This is a genomic window from Aliivibrio sp. 1S128 (genome assembly GCF_001691065.1).
GTDB lineage: Bacteria > Pseudomonadota > Gammaproteobacteria > Enterobacterales > Vibrionaceae > Aliivibrio.
Map to the genome: position 1 here is coordinate 275430 of NZ_MAJV01000102.1, position 12955 is coordinate 288384.

10 protein-coding genes are annotated in these 12955 nt (G+C 40.0%); 4 read left to right on the forward strand and 6 right to left on the reverse strand.

Annotated elements, in window-relative coordinates; all coding sequences use genetic code 11:
- Window positions 1-79: 79 nt before the first annotated feature.
- Complete coding sequence (locus tag A6E03_RS13090; protein ID WP_065601018.1) at window positions 80-1567, reverse strand: oligopeptide:H+ symporter; 1488 nt, start codon at window positions 1565-1567, stop codon at window positions 80-82.
- Window positions 1568-2213: 646 nt separating this feature from the next.
- On the opposite strand from A6E03_RS13090, the gene A6E03_RS13095 reads away from it, so the two are divergent.
- Window positions 2214-3818, forward strand: coding sequence for a BCCT family transporter (locus tag A6E03_RS13095; RefSeq protein ID WP_065601019.1), 1605 nt, complete (start codon window positions 2214-2216; stop codon window positions 3816-3818).
- Window positions 3819-4131: 313 nt separating this feature from the next.
- Here the strand turns inward: A6E03_RS13095 and A6E03_RS13100 are convergent, their stop codons facing one another.
- Window positions 4132-4704 carry a TetR/AcrR family transcriptional regulator gene (locus tag A6E03_RS13100; protein ID WP_065601020.1) on the reverse strand — a complete coding sequence of 191 codons (573 nt, stop codon included), beginning with the start codon at window positions 4702-4704 and terminating at the stop codon, window positions 4132-4134.
- 213 nt (window positions 4705-4917) lie between these two features.
- On the opposite strand from A6E03_RS13100, the gene A6E03_RS13105 reads away from it, so the two are divergent.
- On the forward strand, window positions 4918-5706 hold the full coding sequence (locus A6E03_RS13105; protein WP_065601021.1) for a ChbG/HpnK family deacetylase: 789 nt from the start codon (window positions 4918-4920) through the stop codon (window positions 5704-5706).
- Window positions 5707-6011: 305 nt separating this feature from the next.
- On the opposite strand, the gene A6E03_RS13110 is transcribed toward A6E03_RS13105, so the two are convergent.
- Window positions 6012-6989, reverse strand: a complete 978-nt coding sequence (locus tag A6E03_RS13110) for a phosphotransferase (RefSeq protein ID WP_065601022.1) — start codon at window positions 6987-6989, stop codon at window positions 6012-6014.
- 34 nt (window positions 6990-7023) lie between these two features.
- The gene (locus A6E03_RS13115; RefSeq protein ID WP_012550001.1) at window positions 7024-7482 is read right to left on the reverse strand and encodes an RNA methyltransferase; all 459 of its coding nucleotides are present in this window, start codon (window positions 7480-7482) and stop codon (window positions 7024-7026) included.
- 94 nt (window positions 7483-7576) lie between these two features.
- On the opposite strand from A6E03_RS13115, the gene A6E03_RS13120 reads away from it, so the two are divergent.
- Together A6E03_RS13120 and A6E03_RS13125 are read left to right on the forward strand one after the other, a co-directional pair.
- A complete protein-coding gene (locus tag A6E03_RS13120) occupies window positions 7577-8050 on the forward strand; it encodes an NYN domain-containing protein (RefSeq protein WP_065601023.1) in 474 nt (157 codons plus the stop codon).
- Window positions 8051-8214: 164 nt separating this feature from the next.
- Entirely contained in the window at window positions 8215-9597 is a 1383-nt protein-coding gene (locus A6E03_RS13125; protein ID WP_065591725.1) for an alpha-amylase family protein, read from the forward strand.
- Window positions 9598-9668: 71 nt separating this feature from the next.
- On the opposite strand, the gene A6E03_RS13130 is transcribed toward A6E03_RS13125, so the two are convergent.
- Both A6E03_RS13130 and A6E03_RS13135 read right to left on the reverse strand, forming a co-directional pair.
- Entirely contained in the window at window positions 9669-10691 is a 1023-nt protein-coding gene (locus A6E03_RS13130; RefSeq protein WP_065601024.1) for an OmpA family protein, read from the reverse strand.
- 121 nt (window positions 10692-10812) lie between these two features.
- Window positions 10813-12804: a methyl-accepting chemotaxis protein gene (locus A6E03_RS13135; RefSeq protein WP_065591727.1), complete on the reverse strand. Its 1992-nt coding sequence runs from the start codon at window positions 12802-12804 to the stop codon at window positions 10813-10815.
- Between the last annotated feature and the right edge of the window lie 151 nt (window positions 12805-12955).

The following is a 12955-nucleotide window of genomic DNA, read 5'->3' on the forward strand; positions in this document are numbered from 1 at the left end:
AAAGCAGAATGAGCATCACGCTTCATTCTGCTTTTTTCTATGAAATAACTTGTCTATTAAGTCATTGGTTTAATATTGATTAGTGCTGCTCAACGAATTCAATTTCTTCTGGCTGTGAACTTGTCATCATACGATTCAGTTTTGGTGCTGTAATCGCCATTACGATAGCAACCGCTAGAGTCACAAAACCGATATTTTGGAACAGCTCAGTATAGACAGGTAGGGTATCTAGAGGATCAGTAAGATGCTCAGGAGTCGCACTGAATGTAGCAATATAACCACCAATGATGAATGAAGCCGCTTGAGTCAAGAACCATGCACCCATAGTAAAGCCCATTAAACGCTGTGGAACTAAACTTGCCACCATTGCAAGACCAAGGCCACTGATCATCAGCTCACCCAAACTTTGGAATAAGTAAACCAGAACCATCCACCAAACAGAAACCATACCGGCTTGGTCAGCAAACCAATTACCCGCAGCTGCAACTGATAAGAAACCAAAGGCAGACATAAACATACCAACCGTAAATTTCCCTGGCATAGATAAGTCTTTATTTTTGTTGCCGTAGTAAGTGTATAAGTAAGCCAAGATAGGGCTACAGAATACGACCCAGAATGGATTTAACGCTTGTAAACTCACCGGGTTAATATCCATGCCGAACAGTTCAGTGTGGACGTTATTAATCGCAAAGAAGTTTAATGAGGTTGGCATTTGCGCGTATAACACGTAGAAAATAATCGCTTGTAGCATAAGAATGAAAGCCACGATCATTTTGTTACGTTGCTCACCTGTCTCTTTAAAGGTCTCTTTTAAGAAGATACCAACCACACCAACACCTATCAGCCCTAGTGCTAAGTTTGCCATCATAATATTTTGCAGTAACCATGCACAAACTAGGGTAGAGGCAATAGTGCCGATCAAGACAATTAAAGCTTTGGTTTTATTTAGTGGTTGAGAATCAGGTTCTGAACCTATCCCTTGCACTGTGCTACGAAGAGAAAAGTAGCTAAATAGACTAGCGATTAACCCTAGACCACAGATTAGAAAGGCATATTCATAACCATAATTATTAGCGATTACAGGACTTAGAGAAAGCGAAACTAAAGAGCCAATGTTGATTGACATATAATAAAGGGTAAATGCACCATCTAAGCGTGAATCACCTTTTTCATAACACTTGGCTAATAGGCTTGATGGGTTCGCTTTAAATAAGCCATTACCAACAGCGATAGCACCAAGAGCCAAATAAATAAAGTTAGGGTTCAGAATGGAGAAACCCATTAAGAAATAACCTAAAGCAAGAACGATAGCACCAAAGACCATAGTGCGTTTAGTCCCGAGAACATAATCTCCGACGTAACCACCGACAGAGACAAGACCGTAAACTAAGGCGGCAAATGCACCAAAGGTAACAAAAGAGTCTTGCATGCTAAAACCGAGTTTATCTACAAAGTAGACGGCGAGGATCCCTTGAAGTCCGTAATAACCAAAGCGTTCCCATAATTCAATGAAAAATATCATTTTAAATGGTTTTGGTTGGTTTAATATACTTTTTTTATTATCCATATTAGTTATTTCACCTGGTTTGTTGTTATTGTGTACGCATTAAAAGCCAATTTATTAAAATAAAACGTGATATTTGTTCGTTTTGTAATTTACTCTCTGTGATTCACGTCGCATTAGATTAAATAGTTTAATAATTAATCATTAGGTAAATCTAATTGAATTGCTTAATTAAGTGTCTTATAGGTTAAGTAGGTTGCTGAAATGTTGGAATATAATATTAATCGTGTGGTTTATTTGTATTTACGCGTAATAAAAAGCATTAGATTTACTAATCAATGGTGGTTGTTTTTTAATGCGTATCAAGGTCGAGTGCTGCTAGCATAAGGTTTAGGTATTTAGAGTGAGATAGATATTCATTAACTTGCCGCTTTTTTGATGCCATAATTTGGTCATACCAATTGACCAGAAGCCATGATTCTAGCCTTAGCACCGCCCACTAAGATGCTCTAATCACCAATTACGACCTCATTTGTGCTACAATACGTCGCTTGGGATTGAGAAAAAGAGCAATTAATCACCTACAGTGGTGATTCTTATCATGTTTATTTATATGGTACCGCTACTCAATCAAACAGTAATTGGATAAGGAGTTGTCCTTATATTCGTCTAGCTGTTCGCTTAGCCGGATATGTGAACATTATCGTTTATGGGTTTTAAATCAAAAAAATACAGTATTGAATCGACGGATTATGAAGTCGGTCAAGATAACATTAGTAAATGGGGCATGGATGTCCACAACACCGTTTTTGTAGCCTCAGTCGGCTTATCTCTTCTCTTCATTATCACTCTTCTCGCATTACCACCAGCAGACGCAAAAGCCGCCATTGATTCTCTTAAAGGCGCTGTATTATCAAATTTTGACTTCCTCTTTATGTGGGGAGCCAACATCTTATTAATTTTAGCTATTATTATCGCGTTTTCACCTTTGGGTAAAATTCGTTTAGGTGGTGAAGGTGCAAAACCTGATTACTCCAAAGCCTCATGGATCTCGATGCTATTTGCCGCAGGTATGGGTATTGGGCTTATTTTCTGGGGTGTTGCAGAGCCAACCGCGTTCTTTACCAACTGGTTTGGAACGCCGCTTAATGTAGAACCTTTCACAGAAGCAGGTCGTGAATTAGCTCTGGGCGCAACTGTCTTCCACTGGGGCTTACATGCGTGGGCTATCTATGGCATGACAGCACTTTGCCTTGCTTATTTTGTTTACAACAAAGGGCTGCCATTATCAATGCGCTCGGTGTTTTATCCACTGTTAGGCGATCGAGTTTGGGGTAGAACCGGTGATGTGATTGATATCTTAACCGTATTAGTTACCTTGTTTGGTCTTGCAACGTCTCTTGGTTTAGGCGGCTCGCAAGCGGCGAGTGGTATTAGCCATGTTTTCGGAATGGAAAATAACATCTATCTTCAACAGGCCATTATTGTATTGATAATGGGCTTAGCTATTATCTCTGTTCTACGCGGTATGGATGGGGGCGTTAAGTTTCTTAGTAACCTGAATATGGTTATCGCCTTTGTCTTCCTTGGTTTGATTGCTGTGTTGAATTTCACTACCGTATTAGATTCTCTAGTTACTGCGGTAACAGGCTATGTGAAAAATATTATTCCATTAAGCCAAACCTCTGGTCGTGATGATACGACTTGGTTACATGGGTGGACAGTGTTCTATTGGGCATGGTGGGTAGCGTATGCTCCTTTCTTTGGTATGTTTGTAGCGCGTATCTCTAGAGGCCGTACTGTTCGTGAATTCCTTCTTTGTGTCATGCTTATTCCGACGATGGTAACAACGGCTTGGATGTCAATCTTCGGCGGTGTTGCGATTCAACAAGTAATAGATAAAGTTGGATTATTGGGCGCTCAACAAGGTATTAGCGATGTTTCTCTAAGCTTGTTCCATATGTTAGACGCTTACCCATTTGGGGATATTCTATCCTTTATTGCCGTAGCACTGATCATCGTTTTCTTTGTGACAACGTTGGACTCAGGCTCTATCGTTATTGATGGAATGACCGCCGGTGGTAAGTTAGAAGTACCCGTTAAACAGAAAGTGGTTTGGGCGGTTATCTCTGGTGTTATCGCAATGGTTATGTTGTGGATTGGTGGTACTCAATCTATTGAATCTCTGCAATCAATTACCATTATTGCCGCAATGCCGTTTACGATAATTCTTTTACTGGGCAGTGTGAGTCTACTTAAAGGACTATTGACGGAAGTTGATAAACCAAAGGTAGCCACTAAGCGAGTTAACTAATTAGGTTAGCTTGTTGTTACTAGACTTAACTTCAAACGCTCCTATTTAGGGGCGTTTTGTTTAAGTAAAACGAGGAGATGATTTTCCTGAATGGATCACAGCAATAATAGTAGAGTGGAGGAAGGCACTTTATTTTCATGATAAGTATCTATTATCATGCTTGAGTAATTTCAGGACTATCTAGCTTGTTTCTGCCCCATAACTTGTTAGCTACGATAAGCTATTGAGTTGCGATGAATTATTTTTTAATACATAAGCTAATGGATAGGCAAAAGGCAATACTTGGCCCTATCGATACATAATACAGCCCAAATCAACGGGCTAAAGATCGCCATAGCTTGTTAATAACAAAGTCGGCTTGGTCTGCTGTATGTACATCATATTGCTCTTTTCTGCCTAACATCAGCGTACAGAATCCATGTAAACTAGACCAAACAAAATTCGCTTGATGTTCTATGGATTCATTAACAATACTGTTGTCTGCATGGCCAATTTCTATTAATTCTACTAAACGCTGAAAAGCCTCATTCAAACCTTGTCGTAATTCGTCGGTTGGATTTCGATGTAAATCTGGTGAGTTAAAGATAAGGGCATAACGTTCTGCCGATTGAAACGAAAACGTTATGTAGGCTTTCGCCATCTGTTGAAATTGTCGTTTGACACTATCATTCGAATTTACAGAACTCGCCAAGACAGACGACAATTCATTACCCACAGAGCCTGCTAACGCGCATAGCAGATCATGTTTATCCGTGAAATGACGATAAGCGGCCCCACGAGAGACATTTGCCACCTCCCCTAAACCACGCATTGAGATCGCCTGAACGCCACTTGACTCCACGATATCACGCGCCGCCTGTAGCAAGTGATTCCTTAGTTTACTCATTGTTTTACTCTTTCCACTCAATTTAACGTATTGAATCATTGCCTGTTGACAGTGTCAACCACATCAAGCTATAACGGAGTTGACGCTGTCAACAGTGTTGCAGCCTGATATCCATTCGCCAGTATTTAAGGCCGAAAATTCAAAAACGTACAGACTTATCTCTCAGGTAGTCTTACCCATAAGGTAAGGTAGATTATGAATAAGGAGTTCATTATGAGTCATCAAAAACGTCTTATCGTCAATGTCGATGACGGTGCTAACCACCCTGACACGATACTCGCTACACTAGAACTTTACGAAATGGGAAGAATTTCCTCCACGAGTCTTATGGTATATGGTCCGGATTTCCCTGATACCCGTAAAGTACTCGCCAAGCATAATATACCTTACGGTATCCACCTCGGCGTGCATCATGGAAAACCGATCAGTAAACCTAGCGATGTTCCAAGTCTATGTCTCGATAACGGTTGCTTCTATGACGATATCAACGACAACCTACAAACAATGCAGGCACTTGACGTTGAAAGGGAACTTAGAGCTCAGTTAGATACGGCGCTACGTGTGGGTTTAAAACCGCAGCACATCGACTGTCACACCGGATTTCTCTATATGAGGGCAGATTTGCGTGCGCTATTTCAAAAGCTGGCAGTGGAATATAAGCTTCACGCTTCGTTACCTCATCATTCGGTTTTTAATCCGACTAGACATGCGCTGGTTGGTATAGGGAAAAAAGGAACCGATGGCTTTAACATGATTTTTGAACTGCCAGATGGAATGATAGCCAATCGAGTGGAGCAACGAGTTAGCCAGTATAAGCCGATGCTGGCTGCATTAAAGCCTGGGCTTCATTATCTGGCTAGCCATCCAATGCTGGACGCTCCTGAAACGCGTAATATCATAGGGGGGATGAATTTTCGAGTCGCTGATTATGCGTTTTTTAAATCGGATTCGTGGCTTGATTTACTTAAACAAAATGAAATTGAGATCAGCTATTTTTTCTAATTGGAGGCGATCGTTTATTGAGCAAAAAGGATAATCGACATAATGCTGAAATCCACTTGGTGGATGTACTAGCAGCATCCGCGACGATATAAAAAGATCCACTACGAATATAATGTGTGACATAAAGTAACCCCCATGTTGCGATAAACTCGTGGGGTCGGGCATTGCCTTTTGTAGGTCGACGTTTTCCATAATTTAGTAATCCATAGATCGCTAATTTAGCAAAGCAGCTGACAAGGTTCTGTCCAAATATCAGTTACCCACTAACCCCCACACAAAAAAGGTCGCTCACTTGCGACCTTTCCCTACAAAACCTTCAACGCTCTTTCTTTAAGTTCTTCCGTATACCCATTTATCTTCCAATGCTCTGGACTCCAGCCTTTTACAAAGCGTTGAAAATCAGCCCAAGCAATGCAAAACAGTGGTCGCCACTCTTGCTCAATATCGTTACTTGCTTCGGTGCGACCTAAACGTAATAGGGCGATTTTAAGTTGTGTAAAGTAATGATCCAGTAATTCATTTTCAAGATCTGCGCATTGTTCTGGCATAACGGCACTACTGATAAATAAGATCACATCCTTCATACCGCAGCCTTTTCCTATGTATTGGAAATCAACCGCAGCAACGTGTTTTCCATCTTCAGAAAAACAGAAGTTCGCTAACTTAGCATCACCATGTACCAAGGTTTGATAGCGGCTGTTTTTAAGTGTTTCATCAATCTTAACTGCTGCATGTTTTAATGGTAAATCCGTTAAGGCTTCAAGCTCATCAGGGCGCGTGTCTAAATGCCAATAAGTGCCAGTTTGCCATAAACCAATAGGCTCAACATTAAGGTGTGCTGCATGAAAGTTTGCAAGCCACGTTAAGCAGGCTTTGGTTTCACTTATAGAGGCGCTGGTTTGTAATGGTCCAGTTTTTACAATTGGAAAACCGCAGGTCGCTAAATCTTCCAGTACTAAGATTAGCTCGTTATCACGCTGCTCTACGTATAAACAGCGCGGTACAGGACAATGGGTAGAAACTGCATTGGCGTAACCTTGATACCAATTGAGTTCCACTTGGTATGAGTCGAGTTTACGTTGGTGTGATAAATCCGTATTCCAACCTCTAGGATGTACTTTAGGCTTGGGTAAGGTGATTTGTTTGATGATGATAGAAGAGGTGGGTGCTTGTATTAAATGCAAACGCACCAACTCCCCATATCCGCCCCACAAGGTTTGTAGGGTATCGGTTTGGGTAATTGATGCGTTTTCAAAACCCGAAATACGTGACAAATCAAACATGTCGAGTTCCTTTATTTATCTAGCTTAACGTAGATTATTTATGGTTTGAGAAGTTTTCGCCTTTTGCCATGCGATCATACATGATCACGTTCACAGCTGCGGCTAAGTTCATGCAGCCATTGGTTGGGACATAAATAGTCTCACGGCAGAAATCAGTGATCTCTTTTTTCAATGTACCGTCTTCTGGGCCAAAAATGTAAAACGCACGAGGAGGGTGCTTGTAATCTGGTAACGGCTTTGCGCCTTCGATAAGATCGACAGCAACAGGAACACAATCTAAAGGAATGATGTCTTTTAGATCTTCAACGCCGATCAATGGAACGTTAAGATGCTGGCTTTTTGTATCCGTACAAAATTTCTTGGCGATATCGTAACGTCTGCCTGTGTAAAATACTGAGTTTACGCCATAGCAGCCAGCCGCTCGCATTACTGAGCCAACATTTTCAGGTGTTTTTGGGTTTACCAATCCAATACAAGAGTAGCCTTTAGTCATTTTACCGTCTTTCCAATACAAAATTTGCGCGAAGTATACCTAAATTAAAGGGATTCATATAGACTCATTGAATAATTTCCTACGAAGGTGAAATATGAAAACAGTTGCGATTCTCGTTGATGTGCAAAACATCTACTACACTACGCGTGACGTATACCAACGTCATTTTGACTATAATGCATTATGGGCAAAAGTGACTGATGGTCGCAAGGTCATTGGTGCAAACGCGTATGCCATTGCTCGTAGTGATGATAAGCAAAAGCAGTTTCATAATATTCTTCGTGGTATTGGATTTGATGTAAAGTTAAAACCGTTTATTCAACGTCGTGACGGTTCCGCTAAAGGCGATTGGGATGTTGGCATCACTCTTGATGCAATAGAGTTGGCTGAGCAGGCTGATATTGTTGTTATTTTGTCTGGTGATGGTGATTTTGAGTTACTCGTTAAGAGAATTCAGTCACGTTTTAACAAAGAAGTTGAAGTGTATGGTGTTCAGAATTTAACGGCAAATTCATTAATTGATGCAGCCGATCGTTTTATTCCAATTGAAGATAATTTGTTATTATAGAATAAGTTATGAACAGATATCCTTTCTGGTATCGTTGTTAAGCAGTACTTGTTTTGTGATCTACGCCCTACTGCTCCTACTTCATTTTATAGGATAAAGGAGGAGGAAAGCAAAATAAGGACTTTTTATAATTGAATGGTGTTACCTATGAAAGGATAAAAATAATGAGCCAGCAAACACAATGGCACTCAACAAAAGTTCCAACGGTTAGTAATATCATTCTTCATGCTTTTGATTGGACTTATCAAGATGTTGCTGAACAAGCTGAATTGATTGCCAGTTTGGGTTACCGCTCGGTTTTAGTATCTCCTGCGATGAAATCTCTTCGATTGCCATCTGGTACTCAATGGTGGCAGCGATATCAACCACAAGATTACCGTCTTATCGACAATCCATTGGGAGATACCATTGATTTCACTCGTATGGTGTCACGCTTAGCTGAACTTAATATTTGGGTTTACGTTGATGTCGTGTTTAATCACATGGCGAATGAATCGGATATTAGAGCGGACTTAGAATTTCCTAATCAATGGGATAGAGAAGATTACGCTCGTGAACCTAAAAAGTACGAGTCATTAACGTTGTTTGGTGATTTATCTCAGCCACTGTTTTCTGAATCTGATTTTGTAGAAGCGTTCGGTATTGAAAACTGGAACGATAAGTGGGAAGTGCAAAACGGTCGAATTTCAGGTGGGCCGCATGATCCTGGTTTACCGACACTGTCGGATAATGACCATGTTGTGGCTCAGCAAAGAGCCTATTTAAAAGCGTTGAAACAGATTGGTGTGAAAGGATTCCGTATCGATGCGGCAAAACACATGACGCTTGAGCACTTGAATAAAGTGTGGGATGAAGAAATTACCCAAGATGTGCATATCTTTGGTGAGATAATTACCGACGGTGGTGCGACAAAAGAAGAATATGAGACGTTTTTGAATCCTTATCTGCAAGGAACGACATTGGGAGCGTATGATTTCCCCTTGTTTAATTCTTTGTATCAGACCTTAGAAAATAAAGGCTCGTTTAAGTCATTAATTGATCCTTATTGCTACGGCATGGCATTGTCTCCACTACGCGCAATTACGTTTGCCATTACTCACGATATTCCAAATAACGATGTGTTTAAAGATTTAGTCATGAGTGAATCGAATGAATGGCTCGCTTATGCTTATTTGTTTGGTCGAGAGGGCGGAATACCATTAGTGTATTCAGAGCTTGAAACCAGTGGGATTAAAAATAAGCACAATCAACCACGTTGGAAGGAAGAGTGGAAAAGTGCTCGTATGATTGCGCTAATGGCATTTCATAACCAGATGTATGGGCAAGAACAACGACTGGTTGAGGCCAGTGATGATCACTTGATTTTTGCAAGAGGAGACAGTGGTATCGTGGCGTTAAATAAATCGGATCATAATATTGAAGTAAATATGAGTGTTGGATCTGATGTTGTTTGGTTAGAAAGAGGGTCTAATTCTTACTATGCACCGCAGCAGGGTAATCTTAGATTTTTTATACCGGCACATTCATACATGTTGTTTTCGCGGTAATCATTATTTTTAGTTTAAATAAAAAAAGGTGGATAATTTATCCACCTTTTTTATTCTATTTTTTAAAAGTATTAATACTCAAAGTTAGGAATATCAATATCTACACGACGATTAGCACTTCGCCCTTCAGCTGTTTTATTGGTGGCAATAGGATTAGATTCGCCTTCACCTGACGCATTGATTTGGCTTTCTTTTACCCCTTTCTCTTGTAGGTAGTCAGACACTGCGTTTGCTCTATCTTCTGATATTTTTTGGTTGTAAGCTTCTGATCCTGATGAGTCGGTATGACCTACAATGTTCACATTTGCTTGTGGATGTTCAACTAGGATTGCGGCAATTGAATCAAGTTCAGCATGACTTTCTGGTGCGAGCTCAGAACCATTATTTTTAAATAGGTTTTGATGTGATTGAGCCTTGTCTTGTTTTACAACCGGTTCCATTGGTTTATTTTCCATTGGCTCTTCAATAGGCTCTGCCATTTGCTTCTCTGGCTCTGGTTCTTGTATTACTTCTTCCGCTACTACAGCTGCTGGTGCTGCTGCTTTTGAAGCACTACCGAAGGTATAGGTCAAACCCAGGGAGATGAAATGTGATGATAAATCATAGATGTAACTATCATCAATATCGTCAAAATATTGGTATTCCAGACGTAACGCTAAATTGTCGCTAAATGACAATTCACTCCCTAAGCCAGCAGTAAATACCGTGTCATTTGCACTGCTATAATCCATGTAAGCGGCACCAGCTTTGAGGAATATATCGATGGTATCAGTAGCAGAAAAAGTATAACGAGGAGCTAGAGAAAGGGCGGTAAGACGGCTATCAACATATTTTGTTGTCCCGTTATAAGAATGACTAGATTCAAACTCGCCAATAGAATCGAATCCAAGCTCTAATCCCCAGCGTTCAGTGAAATGATAACCACCGTATGCACCGTATCCAAATGCATCATCGTCACAGGGACCAGAGGCGGAACAGGCGTCATCAAGAAGGCCTAAGCCTAATTTACCACCGACGTACACCTCTGCAAGTAGAGAAGAGGAGAAGCCTACAGTAGTTAGAGCAACAGCAACAAGTAAAGATGATCTTTTCATATTTCAGTCCTTTAGTTAGAAACACATCATTGTTAGCGATCTATTTATAGCGTAGAACATGAATCAGTACTTCTGTAGGAATTTGCTAATATTTTTATGTTATTGCGTATTGAATCATGAATTAAACCTTAAATTGATGCACGATATCACTTTGTTGATGTGCTAATTCATTCAATGTAGAACTGACATTAGCAATATCATTCATTGCGGTTTGGTTCTCTTCTGCAATGTGGCTGATGTCCTCTAAACTGCGTGCAATTTCTGTGGTGGTTGCACTTTGTTCATTTGCAGCTTGAGAAATGTGGTTGCTCATGTGGCTTATTTCATCTATTAAATTTTGGATCATCACCATTGCAGTATTAGCCTCATTTGTTTGGCTTACACTTTGCTGCATATCTGAAACACAGCTTTCGATAACCACTGTGGTTGTTTTTGAGCTTGATTGAAGGTTTGCAATCATAGCCTCGATTTCTGAGGTTGATTCAGCGGTACGTTTTGCAAGAACTCGGACTTCATCGGCAACGACGGCAAAGCCTCGACCTTGCTCACCAGCGCGAGCGGCTTCTATTGCGGCATTCAAGGCGAGTAAGTTGGTTTGTTCTGCAATTTTATTAATTACGTCCAAAATAGATCCAATCTCACTGCTGACTTTTTGTAAATTACCAACTGCTTGTACAGATTCATCAAGGCGACGTGATAGTTGTTCAATGGTTTGTAAGTTACTTTTCATTACTTTTTGGCCATGCTCTGAGGCCGCTTCAACTTCTTGAACTTTAAGTAGAGAGCTTTCTGAACTTGATGCAACTTCAACAACAGAGTGCTCCATTTGTGTCATTGCGGCTGCAACACTTGTTGTTTGTTCGCGTTGGTTTAGTAGTTGTTGTTTTGCTCTTTCTGCAGTCGAGCTATTGTTTTGAGCAACGGTGGTTAACTCATCTGAGGCACGGCTTAGTTGCAGCAGGACTTTCTGTAAATTGTCTGCGACGGTATTGATATGGCGAGATACTCGGCTAAATTCAGTATTATGTTTTGTTTCAATACGTTGAGTCATATCTCCAGACGTCAGAGATTCTAAAATTTTCAGCATGTTTTGAAGTGGTGTTCTTACAGATGATGCTAGGTGAAAACCGATGATAGTTGCAAATAGAGAAACCACAACGCCTAACGCGAGCGCTTTATATACACTTTGCTGATAAATAACCTCGGCTTGTTTTAATGATTGTTGTAGACCTTGATTTGCTAATTCATTAAATGAGGTTAATACCATTAATGCACGATCAATTTGGTTAGCGAGGCTAGAAATGTTGTTGTAAAGTGTATTTTTAGCATTTAGATAAACGAAATGGGTGTTTAATATCCCTTCTTTTTGTCCAACTTCGGCACTGAATTGACTTACCGGTTTATCGAACGTTTCTTTTAGCTGAGGTAACTGATTAACCAAACCACGGTAAGCATAATTTAAATGAGTGACGGCTTTCTTATTTTGATTGACTGCTTTTTTTACAAATTCAATGTTGTTACTTGCGAGTGCATCGGAAGTAATTAGCTCGGCATCTTCAAGTTTTACAAAATAGCTTTTTGCTATCATTTTAATGGCAATGCTTTCTTGGTCATTAACGTATTCTTTCATCCGAACGCTGAGTTCAGTATATAAACGTTGAAAGTTGCGAGTCGCTTTTTGCTTCTCGTCATCAGCCAGTAATAGCTCTTGATAATTGTCCATGGCTATTTTTGCTTCGTTGAAATAACTTTCTTTGATTTTAGATAGCTCTGATTGTTGTTGAGAACCTGTGTTTTGTTGTTCTGCGACATTAATTAAACGCTGATAAATTTTATTAAATGCAGCTTCGGTTTCAGTAAAGGCTTGTCGTGCTTGTTGCATTTGAGCGGGGTCATTGGTTGTTAAGAAATCTTTAAATGATTTATCTGCAGCAAGAAGGGTTACGCTTGTTTCATTTGATAAGCTAACAAGAGGTAAGGAATCAGAAGAGACTGATTTCATTTGATTGTGGATATTACTCGTTCCGTTGAGCATAAGGATAACCGTCGTAATAAACAAGATCACGATAAGTGAAAAACCTGCATACATTCGACGTACTACCGAACTATTCATGTACTTACTCTCTATATAGTATTAATTTAATTAAAACCAGTGCTTAAATGTGTAATTGGCACTCTGTCTTAATTTGGAGATAATAAGTGGACATATTATGATTATTTATCATCACCTGTTGTGACAATATCTATAAAATCAGCAATACATA

What these genes read in the sequence shown, in the direction of transcription:
- A6E03_RS13090 (WP_065601018.1), bottom strand. Translation starts at nt 1,567, where the DNA reads ATGGATAATAAAAAAAGTATATTAAACCAACCAAAACCATTTAAAATG.
- A6E03_RS13095 (WP_065601019.1), top strand. Translation starts at nt 2,214, where the DNA reads ATGGGTTTTAAATCAAAAAAATACAGTATTGAATCGACGGATTATGAA.
- A6E03_RS13100 (WP_065601020.1), bottom strand. Translation starts at nt 4,704, where the DNA reads ATGAGTAAACTAAGGAATCACTTGCTACAGGCGGCGCGTGATATCGTG.
- A6E03_RS13105 (WP_065601021.1), top strand. Translation starts at nt 4,918, where the DNA reads ATGAGTCATCAAAAACGTCTTATCGTCAATGTCGATGACGGTGCTAAC.
- A6E03_RS13110 (WP_065601022.1), bottom strand. Translation starts at nt 6,989, where the DNA reads ATGTTTGATTTGTCACGTATTTCGGGTTTTGAAAACGCATCAATTACC.
- A6E03_RS13115 (WP_012550001.1), bottom strand. Translation starts at nt 7,482, where the DNA reads ATGACTAAAGGCTACTCTTGTATTGGATTGGTAAACCCAAAAACACCT.
- A6E03_RS13120 (WP_065601023.1), top strand. Translation starts at nt 7,577, where the DNA reads ATGAAAACAGTTGCGATTCTCGTTGATGTGCAAAACATCTACTACACT.
- A6E03_RS13125 (WP_065591725.1), top strand. Translation starts at nt 8,215, where the DNA reads ATGAGCCAGCAAACACAATGGCACTCAACAAAAGTTCCAACGGTTAGT.
- A6E03_RS13130 (WP_065601024.1), bottom strand. Translation starts at nt 10,691, where the DNA reads ATGAAAAGATCATCTTTACTTGTTGCTGTTGCTCTAACTACTGTAGGC.
- A6E03_RS13135 (WP_065591727.1), bottom strand. Translation starts at nt 12,804, where the DNA reads ATGAATAGTTCGGTAGTACGTCGAATGTATGCAGGTTTTTCACTTATC.